This is a genomic window from Rhizobium centroccidentale (genome assembly GCF_030182565.1).
GTDB lineage: Bacteria > Pseudomonadota > Alphaproteobacteria > Rhizobiales > Rhizobiaceae > Rhizobium.
In genome coordinates, this window is record NZ_JAQJCG010000003.1 from 73,190 (window position 1) to 94,505 (window position 21,316).

At 60.6% G+C, this 21,316-nt stretch carries 19 protein-coding genes; 12 read left to right on the top strand and 7 right to left on the bottom strand.

What is annotated here, in order from left to right:
* Window positions 1–30 precede the first annotated feature (30 nt).
* Both PH562_RS04265 and PH562_RS04270 read right to left on the bottom strand, forming a co-directional pair.
* A complete protein-coding gene (locus tag PH562_RS04265) occupies window positions 31–789 on the bottom strand; it encodes an alpha/beta fold hydrolase (RefSeq protein ID WP_285171715.1) in 759 nt (252 codons plus the stop codon).
* 49 nt (window positions 790–838) lie between these two features.
* Entirely contained in the window at window positions 839–2,611 is a 1,773-nt protein-coding gene (locus PH562_RS04270) for a cytochrome c biogenesis protein DipZ (RefSeq protein WP_285171716.1), read from the bottom strand.
* 556 nt (window positions 2,612–3,167) lie between these two features.
* Between PH562_RS04270 and PH562_RS04275 the strand changes: the two genes are divergently transcribed.
* The 8 genes from PH562_RS04275 to PH562_RS04310 all read left to right on the top strand — a co-directional run bounded on the left by PH562_RS04275 (window position 3,168) and on the right by PH562_RS04310 (window position 10,229).
* Window positions 3,168–4,220, top strand: coding sequence for an alpha/beta fold hydrolase (locus PH562_RS04275; protein WP_285171718.1), 1,053 nt, complete (start codon window positions 3,168–3,170; stop codon window positions 4,218–4,220).
* A gap of 112 nt (window positions 4,221–4,332) precedes the next feature.
* Entirely contained in the window at window positions 4,333–5,073 is a 741-nt protein-coding gene (locus PH562_RS04280) for a response regulator (RefSeq protein WP_095437036.1), read from the top strand.
* Complete coding sequence (locus PH562_RS04285; RefSeq protein WP_285171719.1) at window positions 5,070–6,392, top strand: sensor histidine kinase; 1,323 nt, start codon at window positions 5,070–5,072, stop codon at window positions 6,390–6,392. Before PH562_RS04280 ends, PH562_RS04285 begins: the two co-directional genes overlap by 4 nt.
* Window positions 6,393–6,578: 186 nt before the next feature.
* Complete coding sequence (locus tag PH562_RS04290; RefSeq protein WP_095437034.1) at window positions 6,579–6,995, top strand: organic hydroperoxide resistance protein; 417 nt, start codon at window positions 6,579–6,581, stop codon at window positions 6,993–6,995.
* A 313-nt stretch (window positions 6,996–7,308) separates the two neighbouring features.
* Window positions 7,309–8,040: a septum site-determining protein MinC gene (minC, locus tag PH562_RS04295; protein ID WP_113232848.1), complete on the top strand. Its 732-nt coding sequence runs from the start codon at window positions 7,309–7,311 to the stop codon at window positions 8,038–8,040.
* 29 nt (window positions 8,041–8,069) lie between these two features.
* Window positions 8,070–8,885, top strand: a complete 816-nt coding sequence (gene minD / locus PH562_RS04300) for a septum site-determining protein MinD (protein ID WP_285171720.1) — start codon at window positions 8,070–8,072, stop codon at window positions 8,883–8,885.
* Window positions 8,882–9,142, top strand: coding sequence for a cell division topological specificity factor MinE (gene minE / locus PH562_RS04305; protein ID WP_015343376.1), 261 nt, complete (start codon window positions 8,882–8,884; stop codon window positions 9,140–9,142). Before minD ends, minE begins: the two co-directional genes overlap by 4 nt.
* Before the next feature lie 307 nt (window positions 9,143–9,449).
* Window positions 9,450–10,229: a polysaccharide deacetylase family protein gene (locus PH562_RS04310; RefSeq protein ID WP_285171721.1), complete on the top strand. Its 780-nt coding sequence runs from the start codon at window positions 9,450–9,452 to the stop codon at window positions 10,227–10,229.
* A 15-nt stretch (window positions 10,230–10,244) separates the two neighbouring features.
* Here PH562_RS04310 and PH562_RS04315 read toward each other — a convergent pair whose 3' ends face one another.
* The gene (locus PH562_RS04315) at window positions 10,245–10,853 is read right to left on the bottom strand and encodes a TetR/AcrR family transcriptional regulator (protein ID WP_285171722.1); all 609 of its coding nucleotides are present in this window, start codon (window positions 10,851–10,853) and stop codon (window positions 10,245–10,247) included.
* A 111-nt stretch (window positions 10,854–10,964) separates the two neighbouring features.
* Here PH562_RS04315 and PH562_RS04320 point away from each other — a divergent pair, with 111 nt between their 5' ends.
* The 3 genes from PH562_RS04320 (at window position 10,965) to PH562_RS04330 (ending at window position 15,469) form a co-directional block, all read left to right on the top strand.
* The gene (locus PH562_RS04320) at window positions 10,965–11,654 is read left to right on the top strand and encodes a PspA/IM30 family protein (RefSeq protein ID WP_285171723.1); all 690 of its coding nucleotides are present in this window, start codon (window positions 10,965–10,967) and stop codon (window positions 11,652–11,654) included.
* 47 nt (window positions 11,655–11,701) lie between these two features.
* On the top strand, window positions 11,702–11,983 hold the full coding sequence (locus tag PH562_RS04325) for a YiaA/YiaB family inner membrane protein (RefSeq protein ID WP_112335778.1): 282 nt from the start codon (window positions 11,702–11,704) through the stop codon (window positions 11,981–11,983).
* 90 nt (window positions 11,984–12,073) lie between these two features.
* Window positions 12,074–15,469, top strand: a complete 3,396-nt coding sequence (locus PH562_RS04330) for an acyl-[ACP]--phospholipid O-acyltransferase (RefSeq protein WP_285171724.1) — start codon at window positions 12,074–12,076, stop codon at window positions 15,467–15,469.
* A gap of 89 nt (window positions 15,470–15,558) precedes the next feature.
* Here PH562_RS04330 and PH562_RS04335 read toward each other — a convergent pair whose 3' ends face one another.
* Genes PH562_RS04335 through PH562_RS04350 form a run of 4 tightly spaced genes read right to left on the bottom strand, consistent with a single transcriptional unit; the run spans window position 15,559 to window position 18,795 of the window.
* Window positions 15,559–16,572 carry a HAMP domain-containing sensor histidine kinase gene (locus tag PH562_RS04335; protein ID WP_285171725.1) on the bottom strand — a complete coding sequence of 338 codons (1,014 nt, stop codon included), beginning with the start codon at window positions 16,570–16,572 and terminating at the stop codon, window positions 15,559–15,561.
* Entirely contained in the window at window positions 16,572–17,276 is a 705-nt protein-coding gene (locus PH562_RS04340) for a response regulator (protein ID WP_285171726.1), read from the bottom strand. Before PH562_RS04340 ends, PH562_RS04335 begins: the two co-directional genes overlap by 1 nt.
* A gap of 17 nt (window positions 17,277–17,293) precedes the next feature.
* Window positions 17,294–18,382: a DUF4153 domain-containing protein gene (locus tag PH562_RS04345; protein ID WP_285171727.1), complete on the bottom strand. Its 1,089-nt coding sequence runs from the start codon at window positions 18,380–18,382 to the stop codon at window positions 17,294–17,296.
* On the bottom strand, window positions 18,274–18,795 hold the full coding sequence (locus PH562_RS04350; RefSeq protein WP_285171728.1) for a hypothetical protein: 522 nt from the start codon (window positions 18,793–18,795) through the stop codon (window positions 18,274–18,276). Before PH562_RS04350 ends, PH562_RS04345 begins: the two co-directional genes overlap by 109 nt.
* Window positions 18,796–19,489: 694 nt before the next feature.
* Between PH562_RS04350 and PH562_RS04355 the strand changes: the two genes are divergently transcribed.
* Window positions 19,490–21,298, top strand: coding sequence for a diguanylate cyclase (locus PH562_RS04355; protein WP_285171729.1), 1,809 nt, complete (start codon window positions 19,490–19,492; stop codon window positions 21,296–21,298).
* Window positions 21,299–21,316: the final 18 nt, after the last annotated feature.

Genomic DNA, 21,316 nt, shown 5'->3' on the forward strand with positions numbered 1-21,316 from the left:
TTCAATCCTGAGATCGCCGCCTGTATGAATTTACTTGCCGACGTCCTTGGCTGCCTTCTCGATGACGGCGGCCACTTTTTCCGGCTGCGAAGCGAAGACGGCATGGCTTGCCTCGATTTCGGTCACGTCGCTGCCGGCACGCTTTGCCATGTCGCGCTCGAGCGCGGGATTGATGGAGCGATCGTTGGTCGCGACGATGGCCCAGCTCTTCTTCGCCCGCCAGGCCGGATCGCCGACCTTGATGGTAAAGGCGGCTTTCGAGGCAAAGACCTGAGATTTTGCCATGAAATCGGCTTCGTCCTTCGGCAGGTCGGCGGCAAAGTCGGCAGCGAATGTCGCGGGATCGAGATAAAGATATTGGCCGTCCTTGGTTTCGCGGATGTTCATGCTGCCTGCAGGCTTCGAGCTCGCAAGGCTGATCAGGCTTTCGCCCTTGTCCGGCTGAAATGCGGCGACATAGACGAGGCCTGCGACATCCGGGCGATTGCCCGCTTCGGTGATGACCATGCCGCCATAGCTGTGACCGACGAGCAGGCTCGGGCCGTTCTGAAGGTCGAGCACGCGATTGGTGGCGGCGACATCGTCGGCGAGCGAAGTGATCGGTTCCTGCACGACGGTGACGTTGAAGCCGTCCTTTTCAAGGATGTCGGCGGTCTTGCGCCATCCCGAGCCGTCGGCCAGCGCGCCGTGGACGATGACGATATTCTTGATCTCTGCCGCCTGCACCGCGAAGGCAAAAGTGCTTGCGGCAAGGCTAAGGGCGGCGATGGAGAGAAAACGGGTATTCATGAGTATGACTCCTGTCAGTTGAGGTTCATGCGTAGGGTGAAGGGAAATTTCAGCCGAAGGTGAAGGCGTAGGCCTGCACCCCGGGATCGAGGAAGCGGATTTCAAAGTTGCGCGCAGTGACGTCACCGGACTGGCGGACGAGCTGGTAGAGCCGGGTGGCGGTCACGGTCCCGTTGCCGTCGGCATCGATATCGGAACCGTGGTCGGCGCCGGGCGCCTTTCCATCCACGGTCACCTGGAAGCGGACCGGTTTTCCGTCTGCCGAAGGACCAAGGACGAGGTGCAGGTCGCGCGCACTGAAGCGATAGCTGATGCCGCCGCCGGCCTTGTTCAACGATGCCTGCTCGGACCCGACGGTCCAGGTTCCGGCCAGTCCCCATTGATTGAGGCCAGGATTGGCAATTGAATAGTCAGCGGCGGTATCCGCCTTCAGCCCTTCGGGGGAGACGAAACCTGTAGCCTGGCTGTAGCCGACATAGGTTTCGCCGGAGCGGATGTGGCCAAGGTCGGGGCTTGCTTCCGCACCCCTAGCATTGGGGACGACCGGGCCGCTTTGGGCCATATCGCTGCCGGCTTCGCGCAGGAGGTCCTGGATCGCTTGTTCCGTCTGGCGATAATTGCCTTCGCCGAAGTGCTGGTAGCGGATTTGCCCCTTGGCATCGATCAGGTAATGGGCAGGCCAGTAATTGTTCTCGAAGGCGCGCCAGATGCGATAGTCGTTGTCGATTGCGACCGGATAGCCGATCTTGAAGTCGGCGATCGCCTTCTTGACGTTGTCGACGTTCTTTTCGAAGGCGAATTCCGGAGCATGGACGCCGATGACGACGAGACCCTGATCCTTATACTTTTCCGCCCAGGCACGAACATAGGGTATGGTGCGGATGCAGTTGATGCAGGAATAGGTCCAGAAGTCGACGAGCACGACCTTGCCGCGAAGCTCGGCCGTGGTCAGCGGCTGCGAATTCAGCCAGGTGACGGCGCCGTCGAGCGAGGGGGCGGGGCCTTCGATCGGAAGGTCGCTGTGGAATGGACGCGCCACGTCTGTCGCAACCTTCATGGCGCCGTTGCTGGCAACCTCGGTCTCCGGCGCTGAGGTCTTGGGGTGCAGCTTCTCCAGCAAGGTCTGTTCGAAGGAACCGGTGCTGGCGTAGGAGAGGCGAGCCAGCAATCCGGTATCGAGGCCGAGTGCGATGGCGGCAACGCCGGCTAGAACAGCCGCGCCTGCGACCTGGCGGATGCGTTCGCTGACGCCGAGTGATTGCTTCATGCGGCCAAAGATCCTGCCACCGGCAAAGAGTGCAACGGCAAGCGAGGTGGCAGCACCGGCGCCATAGGCAAGCAGCAGGAAGGTCGTCTGCAGATTGGCGCCCTTCAAGGCCGCGCCTGTCAGGACCAGCCCGAGGATCGGGCCGGCGCAGGGCGCCCAGAGCAGGCCGGTCGCAATGCCGAGCACGAAGGAGCTTCTGATACTCGAGGTCGCGCGACCTTTGCCGGCAGCGTTCAGCAGGTTGTTGCCAAGATCGACCGCCGGCCGGGAGAGCGCGCTGGCGATGCGCGGTGAAATGAGGCTCAGGCCGAAGAGGCCGAGCAGGACGATTGCTGCAAGGCGTCCATATTCATTGGCGCGGATCGCCCAGGCACCGCCGACTGCGGCAAGCGTTCCGACAACCGCAAAAGTGAGGGCCATGCCTGCAAGCATGGGCAGCGTGCTTCGGACGAAGGGTTGTCCCGCGCGGGCAAAGACGAAGGGGAGGATGGGCAGGATGCACGGACTGAGGATCGTCAGCGCACCGCCGAGATAGGCTATGATGAGAAGCGTCATCGTCTTGTTCCTTTGGAAGCGATTGACCGGCTGCGGACGGCGAGGTGCCGTGCTCAGCAGTGACGCTATCTGCCAGTGACGACGTATCTCGAATGTGTCTGATTGGATGGGAGAATGTACCGAAACGTCGATGTCTCGGGCTTCGATACATTGCGATACAAATCGAATGGTGGTGATCTGGTTTTCAGCAAGTCCGGCAGGAACAGCGCAATCGCGGGTGAGATGCGACGGTTGCTGCGCAACTCCTTCTCCCCTGGGGGAGAAGGTGCCGACAGGCGGATGAGGGGGATGCCAGGAACACGGAAGCCGGTGAGTCCAAGGCAGCCTACCCCCTCATCCGACCCTTCGGGCCACCTTCTCCCCGAGGGGAGAAGGAGCGCGTTGCGCCGAAAGGTCTCATATGCGATCGCCCTGAGCCGGAGGGGGCGAATTGTATCACACTGTATCTATGCCGCCTGAAGCTACAAAGGCATTCAAAACGCCACTGGCCGCGACACATCGGCGATACATGTGGCTGGCTTTCTTGTGCTCACGATCCAATCCACAGGAGAGACAGATGTCCGAGGAAATCAACCACACCCGCCGCCGCTTCTTCGGCATTGCCGCAATCGCTGTCGCAGCCGCTGAGTTCGGCCTGCCTGCCATCGCCGGCGCACAGGAAAGCAAGGCTTCCGCTTCGGCTCTGCCTGCCGTTAAGGCCGGCACCCACACCTCCTTCGACGCGCTGAAGCAGATCAAAGCCGGCGTGCTCGATGTCGGTTATGCGGAAGCCGGCCCGGCCGATGGTCCTGTCGTCCTGCTGCTGCATGGCTGGCCCTATGACATCTACAGCTTCGTCGATGTCGCGCCGCTTTTGGCAGATGCCGGCTATCGCGTCATCATTCCCTATCTTCGCGGCTATGGCACCACCACCTTCCTTTCGAAAGACACGCCGCGCAATGGCCAGCAGGCAGCGCTTGCCGTCGACATGATTGCGCTTCTCGACGCGCTGAAGATCGAAAAGGTCGTCGTTGCCGGTTACGACTGGGGTGGCCGCACCGCCGATATCATGGCGGCTCTCTGGCCGGAACGGTGCAAGGCGCTGGTTTCGGTCAGCGGCTATCTCATCGGCAGCCAGGAGGTCAACCGCAAGCCGCTGCCGCCAAAGGCGGAGCTTGCCTGGTGGTATCAGTTCTACTTCGCCACCGAGCGGGGCCGCCTCGGCTACCAGGAAAACCGGCACGATTTCGCAAAGCTGATCTGGCACACCGCCTCGCCGCAGTGGGCCTTCGATGACGCCACTTTCGATCGCTCGGCTGCAGCCTTCGATAATCCCGACCATGTTGATATCGTTATTCATAACTATCGCTGGCGGCTCGGTCTCGTCGAAGGCGAAGCGAAGTTCGATGCCTATGAAAAGAAGCTCGCCGCCGGACCGGTAATTTCGATCCCGACCATCACCATGGAAGGTGACGCCAACGGTGCGCCGCATCCGGAGCCGTCGGCCTATCGTGGCAAGTTCTCGGGCAAATACGAGCATCGCACCATCACCGGCGGCATCGGCCACAATCTGCCGCAGGAAGCCCCGCAGGCTTTCGCCCAGGCTGTGATAGATGTTGATCGTTTCTAGTTCAGCGGTAGTGTGCGAGTGGGTGCCGGCAAAGCCGGCGCCCGCTGCCGTTGGCGCGACGAGGAATGACTATTCGTAGGTTGGTGCTTACGATGATGAGTGGGAAATCGAAATGGATCATGTCGACCATATCCTAATCGTGGATGACGATCGGGAAATCCGCGAACTGGTGTCGAGCTATCTCAAGAAGAACGGCTTGCGGGCGACGACGGCTGCCGATGGCCGGCAGATGCGCAGTTTTCTTGAGGCCAATTCGGTCGATCTGATCGTACTCGACGTGATGATGCCGGGCGACGACGGCCTCGTGCTCTGTCGCGAGCTTCGTGCCGGAAAGCACAAGGCGACGCCCATTCTGATGTTGACGGCGCGCAGCGACGAGATGGACCGGATTCTCGGCCTGGAAATGGGCGCGGACGATTATCTGGCAAAGCCCTTCGCTGCTCGCGAGCTGCTTGCCCGCATCAAGGCGGTTCTGCGCCGCACTCGCATGCTGCCGCCCAATCTGCAGATCAGCGAAGCCGGTCAATTGCTGGTCTTCGGAGACTGGCGGCTGGATACGGTCGGCCGCCATCTGCTGGACAAGGACGGCACCGAGATCACGCTCAGCGGCGCCGAATACCGCCTGCTGCGCGTCTTCATCGACCACCCGCAGCGGGTGCTCAATCGAGACCAGCTTCTGAACCTCACCCAGGGTCGCGACGCCGATCTCTTCGATCGCTCCATCGACCTGCTCGTCAGCCGTCTTCGCCAGCGGCTGGGGGATGACGCACGGGAGCCGATGTACATCAAGACGGTGCGCAGCGAAGGTTATGTCTTCTCCGTGCCGGTGGAAATTGCGGAGCTTCGCCCATGACCATGGTCGACCTTCCAGGTCGCCGGCCATGGTGGCCGAGCACCCTGCGTGCACGCATTTCGCTTATCCTCCTGGCGGGGCTCGCGATCGCTTATGGCCTGTCCTTCAGCGTGCTCTATGTCGAGCGCTACATGTCGGCAAAGGCCGTCATGCTCGGCACGCTGGAAAACGACGTAGCGACCTCGATCGCGGTGCTCGACCGCCTGCCGGCGGATGAGCGGGCGAATTTCGTCGATTGGCTGAGCCGCGGCAATTACAATTTCGAGCTGGGCAACGGCCTGCCCGGCGTGCCCGATACCTCTGCCCATGGTGCGGAGATCGCCGCCAAGATAGAGGATGCGGTCGGCCATCGCTTTCCCATCCGCATGGAAGCGATACCGGGTCCGGTCTCGCGGCTGCAGGCGCATCTTAATCTGAGTGATGGCAGGCCGCTGACCATCGATGTTACGCCCAAGGGCGTCATGCCGATGGCGGCCTGGCTGCCTTACGTCTTCGTCGTCCAGATGCTGTTGATCGTCCTTTGTATCTGGTTTGCCGTGAGACAGGCCACGCGTCCGCTCGCCGAGCTTGCCGCCGCGGCCGATGCGCTAGATCCCAATAAAAAGAGCCCGGCCTTGAGCGACCGGGGGCCGACCGAAGTGGCGCATGCCGCCAAGGCCTTCAATGCCATGCGGGATCGAATCGCGCATTATCTCGAAGAGCGCGTACAGATCCTAGCGGCGATCTCGCACGATCTGCAGACGCCGATCACCCGCATGCGCCTGCGCGCCGATATCGCCGATGATTCTCCCGAGAAAACCAAGCTGTTGCAGGATCTCGGCGAGATCGAGCGTCTGGTGCAGGATGGGATCGCCTATGCGCGCAGCGCCCATGGCAACGGCGAGAAGAGTGTGCGCATCGATCTTGCGTCCTTCATCGAAAGCATCAGCTATGACTATCAGGACACCGGCAAATCCGTCGAGATTCTCGGTCTCATTCACGGAACTGCGACGACGAAGCCACATGCGCTTCGCCGCATCCTCACCAATTTCATCGACAATGCCCTGAAATTTGCCGGAGCGGCGGAAATCGCCGTGGAGCGGCGTGATACGGGCCAGATTGCGATCACCGTTCTGGATCGCGGTCCCGGCATTCCGCAGGACCAGATAGAGGCAGCCATGCAGCCCTTCTTTCGGCTGGAACAATCGCGTAACCGCAACACCGGCGGCACAGGGCTAGGTCTGGCGATTGCTCAGCAACTTGCCCAGACGCTCGGCGGCTCCGTCAGGCTCTATAACCGCGAGGGTGGCGGCCTGGCGGCAGAAGTCGTTATTTCCTGATTGTTCCTTCGAAAGACTTTCCGGCAATTTGTAAGCAATTGTATCCGGCTCGTTGGAGCCTACGTTTTGTAACGCTTTCGGCGATTCCGGAAACATGCCGGATACGTCGATCCATCAAAAACAACTCCGTCAACAGACGTTGGCCCACACCACGACAGAGCGGGCAACGCAACAACGGAGTGTTCCATGACCAAGATCGACAAGGTTCTTTACACCGGCAAGACCCACACCATCGGCGGCCGCGATGGTTTCGCCCGCAGCGATGACAACCAGCTGGATGTCAAGCTTTCTCCTCCAGGCAGCGCCCATGCCGGCACCAATCCCGAGCAGCTCTTCGCAGCCGGCTGGTCGGCCTGCTTCATCGGCGCAATGGGCCTTGCCGCGGGCAAGCGCAAGGTCAAGCTCCCAGCCGACCTCGCCGTCGATGCCGAAGTGGATCTGGGCACCACGGAAGGTGCTTACTTCCTGCAGGCACGACTGACCATCAGCATGCCCGGCATCGAGCCTGAGCTTGCCCGCACGCTGGTCGAGGAAGCTCACCAGACCTGCCCCTATTCGAAGGCGACTCGCGGCAACATCAATGTCGAGCTGAAGCTCGCCTGAGAATCACCCGGGCATCGATATTGCGCGCCGCTCCGGAAGGTGCGGCGCGCCGAATCGTTAATTTTTTCGCGTTGGACATCAAGCAAGGCAGTCACTGCTTTGCACCTGGAGGATCATATGCGTCCCATCATTCTTCTCCTTGCAGGAGCTGCGATTTTCGCCGCTCCATGCGTCTACGACCCCAGCTCCAACGAGCCTTCGGCGCTTGCGAGCATGGCCGTTTTATGGGGCGGTTCGGGCTCCAATGGAGCCCCGTATTAACCATTTGTTAACCATATCAACGGTACACAAGATCAACGATTTATTCACATAGATGACCAAAGTGCTAACAGACGCTCGTTCGATCCGTATCAAGGGCCGCTCCTTTCTTGCGGTCATGCTTTCGCCGGATCTTCCGCTGGACCAGTGGTTGATCAGACTTGACGACCTCGCAGCCCGTTCGGCCGGCTTCTTTTTGGGACGGCCGGTCGTCCTCGACATCACCGACCTGCCGATCGACAAGGCGCAGCTCAAGGAGCTGATTGCTGAGCTTTCGGCTCGCAATGTCAGCATTATGGGCATCGAGGGCGGTCGTCCGTCGATCGCCGGGCCTGGCATGCCGCCGATCCTGAAGGGCGGGCGTCCGGCTGCCGATTTCGAAGTCTCCGAGGCCGAGCCGGTCGTGGAGCGCCGCAACAGTGAACCCAAGGCGCCGCCTCCGGAAGTTCGTGCAGTTACGCAATCCCTGATCATCCGCGAGCCGGTGCGATCCGGCCAGTCGGTGATCTTTCCCGAAGGTGACGTCACCGTCATCGGTTCGGTGGCGTCGGGCGCGGAAGTCATCGCGGGTGGATCGGTCCATATCTACGGCGCCCTTCGCGGCCGCGCCATGGCGGGCTCGATCGGCAATGCCTCGGCGCGAATTTTTTGCCGCAAGCTCGAGGCCGAGCTGCTGGCAATCGATGGAATTTACAAGATGGCGGAAGACGTATCACCCGGCCTCAGGGGACAAGCCGTCCAGCTTTGGCTGGATGGTGAAACGATCATGGCCGAAAAACTAATCTGAGCCGAAGCCGGCCAAAACAGGAGAGCAAGATGGGCAAGGTAATCGTCGTCACATCAGGCAAGGGCGGAGTTGGAAAGACGACTTCGACGGCCGCATTGGGGGCGGCTCTGGCACAGAGAAACGAAAAGGTCGTCGTGGTCGATTTCGACGTCGGCCTGCGTAATCTCGATCTGGTCATGGGCGCGGAACGTCGCGTTGTTTATGACCTCGTCAATGTCATTCACGGCGATGCCAAGCTGCCGCAGGCGCTGATCCGCGACAAGCGGCTGGAGACGCTCTTCCTCCTGCCGGCTTCGCAGACCCGCGACAAGGACAATCTGACGCCCGAGGGTGTCGAGCGCGTCATCAACGAGCTCAAGAACTATTTCGATTGGGTCATCTGCGACAGCCCGGCCGGTATCGAGCGCGGCGCCACCCTAGCCATGCGCCATGCTGACGTCGCCGTAGTCGTCACCAACCCGGAAGTCTCCTCGGTGCGCGATTCCGACCGCATCATCGGCCTGCTGGACTCCAAGACGCTGAAGGCCGAGCGCGGCGAGCGCATGGAGAAGCACCTGCTGCTGACCCGCTTCGACGCCGGCCGCGCCGAACGCGGCGACATGCTGAAGGTCGACGACGTGCTGGAGATCCTCTCCATTCCGCTCCTCGGCATTATCCCGGAAAGCACTGATGTCCTGCGCGCCTCCAACCTCGGCTCGCCGGTCACGCTTGCCGATGCGCGCTGTGCGCCGTCGCTTGCCTATTTCGATGCCGCACGCCGTCTTGCCGGCGAGCAGGTGCCGATCGCCATCCCCGGCGAAAAGCGGGGTATCTTCGGCAAGATCTTCGCAAGGAGGGCCGCATGAGCATTTTCGGACTGTTCCGCAAGCAGAGATCTGCACCCATGGCGCGCGAGCGCCTGCAGATCCTCCTTGCCCACGAGCGTGCCTCCGTGGGCTCGGATCTCGTATCCGTGCTGAGAGAGGAAATCCTCGCCGTCATCGCCAAGCATGTGCAGGTCGATCGCGACAAGGTGCAGGTGAAGATGGATCGCGACAAGGATGTCTCCATGCTGGAGATCGACGTCGAGATCCCGCGTGATGCGACCTTGAAGGCCGCCTGACGAAGGATCGCGCTCGTCAAATGTGCGAATTCTGTCACATGGCTCTCTCGTGTGGCAGAATTGCTAAAATTTTCGCAGCCGGCTCTTGCAAAGGATGCGATTCACGATTATTTGCCGGTCATCACCTGTATCGATGGCCTGCCGTGCTGACATTTCTGTGTCGAGCCGGCGTTTGCTGTCCGGGTTAAAAAGCAAGGGCGCTCCCCAGAAATGGGTAGAGCGCCCTTTGCTTTTGTCGCACTCGCGGCGCTTTTCTTGTTCCATGCGATATGCCAGTTTGCAGCGATCATACGGGAGGCGGGCTGGCTTGGGCGAATTGAATCATCAATGGAATATGGTCTTCAGATGGCTGCTCGCCGGCATCTTTGCAGCTATTTGCGCTATCTCCGCTGAGGCGGCGGATAAGACGATCTATCTGACATTCGATGACGGCCCCTTGCCTGGAACGAAGAACATTCTTTCCGTGCTAAGCCAGCAAAATGTCCCCGCCGCCATGTTCATGGTCGGCCAGCATGTCGAGACCATTCCCGCCGGGCGCGAGCTTTTGGCCGAAGCGAAAGCCATGCCGCTGGTAACCGTCGGCAATCACAGCTACAGCCACGCCAATAATCGCTACAGACGATACTATTCCAACACCCAGGCCGTCGTCGCCGACATGCTTCACGCCAATGAAGTGCTCGGTCTGACGCCGATCGTCAATGCGCGGCTGCCGGGCAGGGACGTCTTTCGGCTTCCGACGGTATCGCGGGAAGATCTCTCCATCAATGTCGCTCAATGGGAACGCGAATGGCTGGATTACGAGCTCGTCGCCGAAGCGGGATTCTATCTCTATGGCTGGGATTTCGAGTGGGTGCATAGCGATGACGGCAAGCCGGTCCAATCGGTGGACCATCTCGTCAACGAGATCGATCATCTTTTCCAGTACGGTCGTTTCACGCAGCGGGGCAAGATGATCCTGCTCATGCACGACGAGATGTTTCAGGACCAGTTTAATGGCCGCGAAAATCTGCAGTCGCTGATCCGCAAGCTCAGGGATCGCGGCTACGCTTTCGGAGACATCAGGAATTACGCGCCCTCAAAGCAGTAAAAACCATAAATCCGGCTAGCCTTGTCGTGCCGCGGCTCCGGCTGCGACCGTCAGGATGAAGTCGTCGAGTTCCTGTTCGAGGCTTTCGATCGGCAGACCGACAAACCGTCCCTCCAGGCTGATGCTGACGACGCCATGCACAGCGCCGAACAGAGTTCTCGCGCGGATGGCGCGCGCCGCCTCCGACATGTTCGGCTGCAATTCCGCGAGCGGCTCGGCAATGACGCCCATCAGGAACATATGCTCTTCCAGGTGCCACTCGGGGCTCGGGCGGTCATCCGGCGGGCGATGGTCGAACAGCGCCTTCCATAGATTGCGATGGGTGACCGCAAAGCGCAGATAACCACGCGCGAGATTGCGCAGCCGGTCGGCCGGTGTGTGATCCCGAACCTCTGTCAGCGCCAGCGATGCCTCAAGCGCCTTCAGCGTCGCCGAATTGACGTGAATGACGAGATCGTCGAGATCGGCAAAGACCGTATACAGGCCGCCAAGAGCGCAGCCTACATCCTGGGTGACATCGCGCGCCCTCAGGTTTGAGAGCCCGTCTGCAGCGATGCGATTGCGCGCCGTCTCGATCAGCCGCTGCTTCAGATCCTCGCGCTTTTCCAGGGTTTTTCTCGCCATTAACTATTCCAATTTGATTTTTTGAACGTTGTTCAAAATTATTCTTGAACGTCGTTCATGGTTCTGGCATACATCGCTTCATGAACATCGTTCATAAACGGGAGACGACAAATGTTCAATTCAATTCTGACGCTCATTCGCGGTCGTGCCTACGATGCAGAGCAAGCGTTCATCGATCGCAATGCGGTACCCTTGCTGGCGCAGCAGATCCGCGAGGCGGCCCGTGCCATCCAGTCGGCACGGCGGGCCGTGGCAATTGCCGTCGCGCAGAATGAGCAGGAAAAGAACCGGCACGCAGCGATCATCGGCCGCATTGCGGACCTGGAAACGCGCGCCGTTGCCGCCCTGCAGAAGGGCAGCGACGAGCTTGCCAGGGAGGCGGCCGAGGCGATCGCCCAGCTCGAAGCCGAGCGCGATGCGTCGGAGAAGGCGCGGACGCAATTTGTCCAGACGATCGGCAAACTCAAGGCAACTGTTCGCACATCGGAAGCGCGGCTGCAGGAATTGCAGCGCGGCGAGCACCTGGCGCGTGCAACCGAGCAGACTCAGAAGCTCGGTGCCGCCTGCGACGACAATACCGGCCTGGCGACGCTCGATGAGGCCGAGGAGACGCTTGCCCGTCTTCAGGCCTATCAGAGCCGCTGCGAGATCGCAGCCTCGGCCATGAAGGAAATGGATGCTGCGAGCCGGCAGGCACATATTATCGAAAAACTCGCCAATGCCGGCTGCGGCGCACCGCTCGGCGCTTCGGCCGACGACGTGCTGGCCCGCCTGCGTGAGCGCATGAATTCAGCAGCCTGAAAACGAACCCCCATCAAACACATTCAGATAATTGAGAGGATACGATCATGAACGACAGCTTCCAGAAACATTCCCAGGCTTGGGTCAGCTTCTCCTACATTTCTTTTGCCGCCGCCGCTTTCATGCTCCTCGTCGGCCTTTACATGATGCCGATCGATCTCTGGGGCAAGGGCTATCTCGCCATGGGCATCCTGATGCTGGTGCAGACGGCGGTCAACGTCACCAAGACGGTTCGTGACAACAGCGAGGCTGACAAGCTGATCCGCAAGGTAGAAGATGCCCGTACGGAAAAGCTTCTGGTTAAGTTCAATCGTGACGGTCAGGACTAATCTTTATTAACGACGCTGTAGAGTTGTAGTCGCGCTCAACCTTTGCGTAACAACTCTGTAGCGTCCTGTTGGCCGAATGAGGGATACGCCATGCAAACGCACCTGATGAGATCGAGGAAGTTCGCGCCGCTGTTCTGGACGCAATTTCTGACTGCCTTCAACGATAATTTCTTAAAGCAGACTCTGGTTTTCGTCATTCTCGCGCAGATGGCGACGGAGGGTGCGGCGCTGGTCACACTTGCCGGCGGCATCTTCATCGTGCCGTTTCTGCTCCTGTCGGCGATTGCGGGTGAGCTTGCCGACAAATACGACAAGGCCAGGATGGCGGAGCTTCTCAAGCGCTGCGAACTCTTGGTGGCGGCGATCTCGGTGGTCGGCATCGCCTTCTCCTCGATCTGGATCCTGATGCTCGCGCTCTTCGGCTTCGGCGTCATTTCCTCGCTCTTCGGGCCGATCAAATACGGCATCCTGCCGGATCATCTGGAAAACCGGGACCTCCCCAAGGCCAACGCCTGGATCGAGGGCGGCACCTTCATCGCCATTCTCACCGGCACGATGGTCGCCGCCATTGCCTTCCGCGAGGGCGAAAATGTCTGGATCTTCGGGCCGATGATGATGGGACTTTCCATCCTCTGCTGGTTTGCCGCCCGCATGATCCCCTCGACCGGTTCCAAGGCGCCTGATCTCACCGTCGACACCAATGTCGTGCGCTCCAGCTACAGGCTGGTCAACGAGCTTCGTGCCGATAGCCGCATCTGGCGGGCGTCGCTGATGAACTGCTGGTTCTGGTTCGTCGGCGCCTTCATCATGTCGATGCTGCCGGTCATGGTCACTGACATTCTCGGCGGCTCGGAAATCGTCGTTCCCGCCTATCTCGCGATCTTCGCCATATCGGTTGCCATCGGCTCGGCCATTGCCGGATGGATGGCTGCCGGCCGCATCGTGCTTTTGCCGGCGCCGATCGGCATGCTGATCGTCGCGCTCTTCGGTCTCGATCTCGGCTGGAACCTATGGGGCTTGCAATCGACCAGCCATGCCGAAACCATTCTTGCCTTCTTCGCCGGACCGAAAACGATCCGCGTCGCCATCGATCTGGCCGGCATGGCGATCGGCGGTGCTTTCTTGGCCGTTCCGACCTTCTCGGCCATGCAGAGCTGGGCGAATGAGGATCGCCGCGCCCGCGTCATCGGCGCATCGAACGTGCTGTCCGCTCTCTTCATTGCTGTGGGCTTGGCGCTTGTGGCCGTGCTTCAAGCGGTGGGTCTGTCGATCCCGGTCATCATTCTCAGCATCTCCGTACTCAACATCGCGATTGCCTGGTTGATGCTGAAAATGCTGCCGACCAACGCCTTCCGCGATCTGATCTCCATCGTCTTCCGCGCCTTCATGCGGCTTGAGGTCGAAGGTCTGGAAAACATCCGCAAGGCAGGCCCCGCGCCGATCATTGCGCTCAACCATGTGAGTCTGCTGGACGGCGCTCTGGCGCTCGCCATCACCGAGGAAGAGCCTGTCTTCGCCATCGACTATGCCTTCGCCAAGAAATGGTGGGTGCGGCCGCTCTTGAAGATGTGCAAGTTCCTGCCGCTCGACCCGACCAAGCCGATGGCGACGCGCTCGCTGATCAAGGTCATCCAGGATGGCAGCCCGGTCGGCATCTTCCCCGAGGGGCGCCTGACCGTCACCGGTACGCTGATGAAGGTCTATGACGGTGCCGCCATGGTGGCCGACAAGACCGGCGCCATGATCGTGCCCGTTCGTATCGACGGTCTGGAAAAGAGCTATGCCTCCTATCTGACCTCGAGCCATGTCCGTCGCCGTCTCTTCCCCAAGGTCAAGGTGACGATCCTCGAGCCGGTCAAGCTCGATGTTCCCGCCGAACTCAAGGGCAGGAAGCGGCGTATCGCCGCCGGTGCCGCGCTCTACCAGATCATGTCGACGCTGATGTTCCGCACCGCCGACACCAACAATACAGTCCTCGGTCGCGTCATCGACAGCGCCCATGAATATGGCGGCAAGAAACTCGCCGCCGAGGACCCGATTGCCGGCAAGCTCTCCTACGCCAAGCTCCTGACCGGGGCTGCGGTGCTTGGCGCGAAGTTCAAGAAGATGTTCCCGAACGAGAAGACGCTCGGCGTCATGCTGCCGAACGCCAATGGCACCGCCGCGACCGTGCTCGGCGTGATGTCGGCGGGCAAGGTTCCGGCCATGCTGAACTTCACGGCTGGCGCTGCGAATATTCTCTCCGCCTGCCGGACTGCGGAGGTCAAGCATGTGCTCTGCTCGCGCGCTTTCATCACGCAGGCCAAACTCGGCCCGGTGGTCGAGGAGCTCGAAAAGCATGTGGCCTTCGTCTGGCTGGATGAACTGCGCACGCAGATCACCTTTCTAGACAAGATTGTCGGCCTTCTTCGCAAATATCGGCCGCTGGCAAAACGCAGTGCCGATGATCCGGCCGTGATCCTCTTCACCTCCGGTTCGGAAGGGGCGCCGAAGGGGGTGGTGCTGACGCACCGCAATGTCCTGTCGAATGCTGCCCAAGCCGCTTCGCGCATCGACTTCCACCCCGGCGACAAGGTGTTCAACGTCCTGCCGATGTTCCACTCCTTCGGCCTGACGGCAGGCACCATCTTGCCGCTGGTCTCCGGTGTGCCGGTGTTCTTCTATCCGTCGCCGCTGCACTATCGCATCGTGCCGGAACTGATCTACGTCTCCAATGCCACCATCGTCTTCGGCACGGATACGTTCCTGAACGGCTATGCCCGCACCGCCCATCCCTATGACCTGAGATCGATCCGCTACATCTTCTCGGGCGCCGAGCCGGTGAAGGCATCGACCCGCGAGGTCTATATGGAGAAGTTTGGCCTGCGCATCCTGGAAGGCTATGGCGTGACCGAGGCTGCCCCTGTGATCTCGTTGAACACGCCGATGTACAACCGCACCGGAACGGTCGGCAAGATCATGCCGGGCATGGAATGGAAGCTCGAGCCGGTTCCCGGCATTGACGAGGGCGGCCGCCTTCTCATCCGCGGCGCCAACGTCATGGCCGGCTACCTGCGCGCCGACAATCCCGGCGTTCTCGAACCGCTGCCGGAAGGCTGGCACGACACCGGCGACATCGTCACCATCGACGAGGACGGCTTCGTCAAGATCCGTGGCCGAGCCAAGCGCTTCGCCAAGATCGGCGGCGAGATGATCTCGCTTGCCGCGGTGGAAACGCTTGCCGCACAGCTCTGGCCGGGTGCTCTCAGCGTCGTCTCGTCCGTACCCGATGCCAAGAAGGGCGAGCGTCTCGTGCTCCTGACCGATGCGCCGAGTGCGACTAGAAGCGATTTCCTGGCCTTCGCCAAATCGAAGGGCGCCACGGAAATGATGGTTCCCGCCGAAGTGACCGTGGGCAAGGTGCCGGTTCTCGGCTCCGGCAAGGTCGATTTCGTCACGGCACGCGCGATGGCTTTGGAAGCTCAAGCGCAGTCACAGGCGGCGTAAGCTTCCATCTCGAAATAGTGGAGCGGCCGATGGTTTCAGTCTTGGGCCGCTTTTTGCTGCCAGTTCATGACGGAGTGTATCAACTCCGTTCAGGCGGCAACGGGAAGGATGATCTGAAACGTCGTCCCATCCCCGCTGCTCTCAAGCAATTCGATGCTGCCTCCGTGGGAAGCGAGCATGGCTCTGACGATGCCAAGGCCCATGCCCGTGCCGCCATCGTCCCGGCGCGTCGAGAAGAAGGGTTCGAAGATGCGATCCTGATTGCCATTGACAATGCCGCAACCATTGTCGCGAATTTGGATCGATATCCCCCGTCCTTCGCCGCTTGCCTTGATTGCAAGGCTTGTGGCGCCGTTCTGAAAGGCATTTTCCGCCAGATTGGCAAAGATGATGCTTGCGGCCTCGCCAGGCAGTGCCAGCATCTCGTCGGCGCTGCCTTCGTCGATAATCGCCAATTGGCGAAATTGCATCTTCAACTGGGCAATGATGTCGCGAAGGCTGCTGGTGCCCTGTTCGGACGGCAGCTCGGCCTTTGCCAGCTCCCGCAGGCGAGACAGCAGCCGATCCAGCCGTTCGGTGTCGGCGATGATGTTTGTAAGGAAGCGGTTGCGCTGCTCGTGGCTCATCGGATGGCTGTCGTCATCGTCGCGCAGCAGTTCCGCCGCTCCCTTGATCGAGGTCAAGGGCGATTTCAGCTCGTGCGAGACATGGGTGGCAAAGGAGCGCACATAGTCGGAATGATCGACCAGCTTGCCGGCGAGATCGAGAAAGCTCTGCGAGAGGGTCGCGACCTCACGCGTGCCGTAGATTTCGAGCGGCCGGATCGCGGAGCGTCCGCCGCGGGCGATCTCCTCGGTCCGGGCAATCAGGGCATTGATCGGCGTCGTCAGCGTGCGCGTCAGCACATAGGCGACGATGAGGGTAAGGATCAGAACGGCGGCAAGTGTCGCGATTTCCGCCGGCGCCATCGCGCCGGAGGCGGCGCGCACGACGCGAAACCAGATGATCGTGAGCATCGGCAGCATCATCACGGTCAAAAGTACGGCATAGACGATGAGGGCGAGCGGCGGCCGCCATTTGGACTTCACCCTTGGCGCGCGCATCAGACGCTTCCTTCCGCGGCCGATGTCAGCTTGAAGCCGATGCCGTGCACCGTGACGATGATGCGCTTGCCGCCGACGGCCGAAAGCTTGGCGCGGAGATTGCGGATATGGCTGTCTATGGTGCGGTCGGCGACCTGCATGTCAGCGCCATAGGCCGCTTCCATCAGTTGATCGCGGCTGAAGACGATCTCGGGGCGTGACAGCAGTGTATCGAGGATCGAGAATTCGAGCGCCGTCAAGGTGAGCGGCACATCGGCGAAACTGGCGGTGCGGCCACCGCGATTGAGACGCAGAGATCCGACGGACACCGAGCCATTGGTCGCATCCGGCTCCGAGCCATGGCCGCTTCGCTTCAAGATGGTCCGGACCCGCGCGACCAGTTCACGCGGGCTGAAGGGTTTGGTGACATAATCGTCGCCGCCGATTTCCAGGCCGAGGATCCTGTCGATTTCCTCGTCGCGTGCCGACAGGAAGAGGATCGGAAGGTTCGATGTCTTGCGAATGCGGCGACAGACTTCCAGCCCATCCATGTCGGGCATGCCAACGTCGAGAACGATCAGATCGAGACCGCCTTTGTGAAAGGCCATCATGGCCTCTGTGCCGTTGCGCGCGGTCGTCGTCTTCATGCCGGCGCGGTCGAGCGCGAAGCAGATCACGTCGCGAATATTCGGTTCGTCGTCGGCGACGAGGATGCGCTGGGCCATGCTGTAAGGGTCCTGGTTCACCCATTCGTTTTCTTCGTTTCCGCCTGATCTTGCAAGAGTTGTGTCTGCTTGAGGTAGTCGTCGAGGCGGGCGTCGCGATATGTCCAGCTTCGCCAGTCGCGCGGGCGTCCGATATGCTGCCATAATAATGTTTCGCGCACCCTGCGAGCATCCGCGTCGGCGGGCAACGATGCCAGATAGGTATCGAGCGCTGGAATGGCCGCCGGACCGAGCGTCGACAGATAATCAAGATCGAGCACGATACCTTCGCCCGATATCTCGCGGCTATGGGCAACGTTGAAGCGGGCGATGAAGGCGGGAATATCGGCGAGCGCTGCGGCATAGAGTGTGAGAACCAGCATCGCGGAGCTCAACGCGATCAGCCACTCGTTGGAGCGACGAAGCAGGATGCGCAGGAGGATGAGAAAGAGGCCGACTGCGACCAGCCCTATCCAGATGCCGGCCGCAACACGCAACTCCGTCAGCGAATAGACTTCGACATAGAGATCGAGCCGCAGAATGGAGGAAAGGCAGAGCAGGATGTTCTGCGCGACCCACAGATGCACCAGGCCGCGAAGCAGCGGACTTCTGTCGCCTGGGCCGCCGCGCCGCATGGCGGCAAGCACGAAGACGGCGGCGAGGATTGCTGTCAGTAGCAGTGAATAGGCACCGCGATGGGCGTATTCGGCATGGCTCATGCCATCGGGCAGGCTTGCTCCACCCCAGAGATAGGTAAGATCGAGCAGCGTCTGCACGGCAAACAGCGCATTGAAGACCAGCAACGAACGCAGCAGGGCACCATGGCCGAACAGCATGTCCTTGTCTTCAGCTCCGGTGGCGATATCAGGGACATCGTGTCGACGGGGGCGCCGCCGCATGAGACGTGGACGAAGCAGCAGGGACAAGAAGGCTGCAACGGCAAGCCAGAAGCTGATGCGCCATATGCTGAACAGCTGCAGCAGGAAGGTAAGGTCGATGCTGCGCAGCGTCTTGTCGATCAGCGGATTGGCGGCTGCAAAAAGGGCAAGAAAGCCAGCGGCATGATCCAGTTGCGAAGATGATACCGCACGCCATACGGTGACGGCTTTTGCAGGCGCTGCAGCCATCGATAGCTGGCGCGGCGAAAAGGCCGTGCCGGCACGTCCAGAAGGAGGCGCAGCAGCACGAGCGGCAGGCGGATCCGTTGCGAAGGGATCAATCCGCCGATGCCGAGCGAGATCAAGCAAAGACTGAGAAGGCTGATTGCGATACCCATCCAGGAGGTGGCTTCGGCAAGGGGCGTGGACGCGACAAGGCTGAGGGCGACAAGCACTGCGATTTTTGGAATGGATTGCCTTTTTCGTGAGGAGATCAGTAGACCGGCGGCAACGGCATTGGTGAAGATAAAAAGATTGAGGCCGGGTTGCCTGTCGAAAAGCAGAAAGTCGGCCAAGGCGAGAAGGGCAATGAATGTGAGGAATTTACGATGGGATTTATTTGTGGAGTTTGAGGGAAGGGCTGCTGCATCGGATAGGCTCATCGGCATCGGCTCCGGGCGAGATGTTCGGCGAAGAGTATGATCTTGGCCCCTTGAGCGGGCGGATCGGCTTGAGGGTGGCGATCGTCCTCGAGCCACCAGCCTTCCTTGAGAAGGCTGCATGGCAAGCGGGCGGGCGGAGCGGTGATTGTCTCGGGCCTGTTGTTCATGGCGCGACGATGGCGCCTGTCTTTGCAGAATCTGTGCAGAAGCCGAGGAGCTATTCAGGAAAATGGCTTAGGTTGGAAAGTTAAAATCATCGCACTTGTCTGAGATCTGAACAACAATTGCCGTGCGCAAGGCTAATCTTGGCAGGATAAATTTTAGCGTTGCGTGAAAGATGTCTCGAAATGGGGCAGTCACTTGTGGAACTTAAGCATATATTTCCCAGCTTCCAGTCGGCCTATGGATTGCCGGTCTGAAAATCGATTTGTTGACGCGGCTGTCGTACTCACCCCTGACGACAGCCGGGAACCTCGGAAGCAGCCGCCTGGCCGCAACCGAGGTTCTCGTCAGAAGATCGCGACGCCCACAGGTCTCCGCGCCGCGCGATGCAGACGAGGGTTCGTGCCTATGCGCCGGGAATAAGCTTTCCACGCTGGATATTCTCGCTTGATCCCGTGGCTGCATGTCATAATTGAGGGCTCGGCGTGGCATGTACTTTAGGAATGCCTGAAAAGGGCGCAAAGGACGGCAGATGAGAATTACCACAATTACGAATTGGGCCTACGGTATCACCGTGGTCCTGACCGTGCTGTCGGCTGTGGCATTCATTCTCTCGGCCCGAAGCGCTGTGCAGGAGCGGCAGGCCGTGGAGCAGCATCTGTTGCTGAACAGCATGGGCGAGGAGCTTGCGCTCGGCGCGGAGGAAACGACGGACGAAGCCCGTCTCTATGTCATACGCGGCGAGGAAAGGCATCTGGATGCCTTCACCATCGACGAAGGTGAAGAGCGCCGCCGCGATACGGCGATCAATGCCCTGCGCGGCCTCGGCATTCCGGATGCCGAGCGTCAGGTCATCGAGGAGGTGGCGGTCAATGCGGAGGCGCTCGATAAGGTGGAGGCGGCGGCGGTCGCCGCCTATACCGGCGGCAACCAGACCGGTGCACGCGATACGCTGTTCGGCCCCGAACACGAGCGCGCCCAGACGGCACTGCTCAATAGTGTCAATCAGTTTCGCGCCCTGGCGACGGCGCGCACCGAGGCGGCCTTCCGTTCCGCGCAGGCACGCAGCGATCTCTGGGCCAACATTGCCAAAGTGATGCTCACCTTGACTGCGGTCATATTCCTCGGCGTGCTCTATTTCATACTGCGGCGCCGGGTGGCGCTGCCGCTGGTGCGCATGACCGGAATCGTCAACCGGCTGGCAAGACAGGATTATGCCGTCGAGGTGCCGACCGACCGCCGCCGTGACGAGATCGGCGAGATGAACGATGCCATACAGATCTTCCGCGAGAACGGTCTGGAGCGGAACCGTCTCGACGCCGAGCGCAAGCGCGATCTGGAGACGAAGGATCTCATCCTGCAGATGATGCATCGCTTGCAGGCCTGCTACGCCCAGAATGAGCTTGCCGAAGTCGTCGCGCTCTTCGTGCCGCAGATCTTTCCTGGCGTCGCGGGATGCCTCTACACGATGAACGAAAGCAGGACGACGCTCAGCGAAGTCAGCCGGTGGCTGGAGCCCGAACATACTGAGACTTCCTTTGCCGCTTCCGCCTGCTGGGGCTTGCGCCGTGGCCGCCCGCATGTCAGCCATGTGGCGGATACCGATATTCCTTGTCAGCATCTGGATCACTCAGGCGTGCCGGGTCTTTGCGTTCCGCTGACCGCGCTCGGCGAGGCGATCGGCCTGCTTTATTTCGAGGACCGCACGAAGGATGCGACGGCCGCCGATGCGCCGCGGCTCTATCTGGAGCTGATCGCTGAGAATATCGGCCTTGCCATCGCCAACCTGCAACTGCGCGACCGGCTGATCAATCTTGCCGTACGCGACGCGCTGACAGGCCTGCTCAACAGGCGCTCGCTGGACGAGGCGCTCAACAACCTTCACAGAGATCAATCCGCTCGCACCGTCATCTGCATGATGATCGACATCGATCACTTCAAGCGTTTCAACGACGAGTTCGGCCATGATGCCGGCGACGAGGTGTTGCGGCATGTCGGGCAGATCGTTGCCGATACGGTTGGCGAGGCCGGTACTGTCTACCGCTTCGGCGGGGAAGAATTGACGGTCATCGCCACCGATATGGCCGACGAACAAGGTTTTGCGCTCGCCGAGAAGCTGCGCACGAGCGTGTTCGGCACGCCCTTTTCTTATCGCGCGCGGATTGTCGGCCCGCTTTCTGTCTCCGTCGGCATCGCCTCATCCCCGGTGTCGGGACCGACCACGACCCTGATCAACCGTGCCGACGGCGCTTTGCTGAAAGCAAAGCTGAATGGCCGCAATAGGACAGTCGCGGCGTTCGTCGTGGAGGCGGACGGTGAATTGCGGGTGGAGCGAAGCTGATTTCGACGGGCTTCCGCG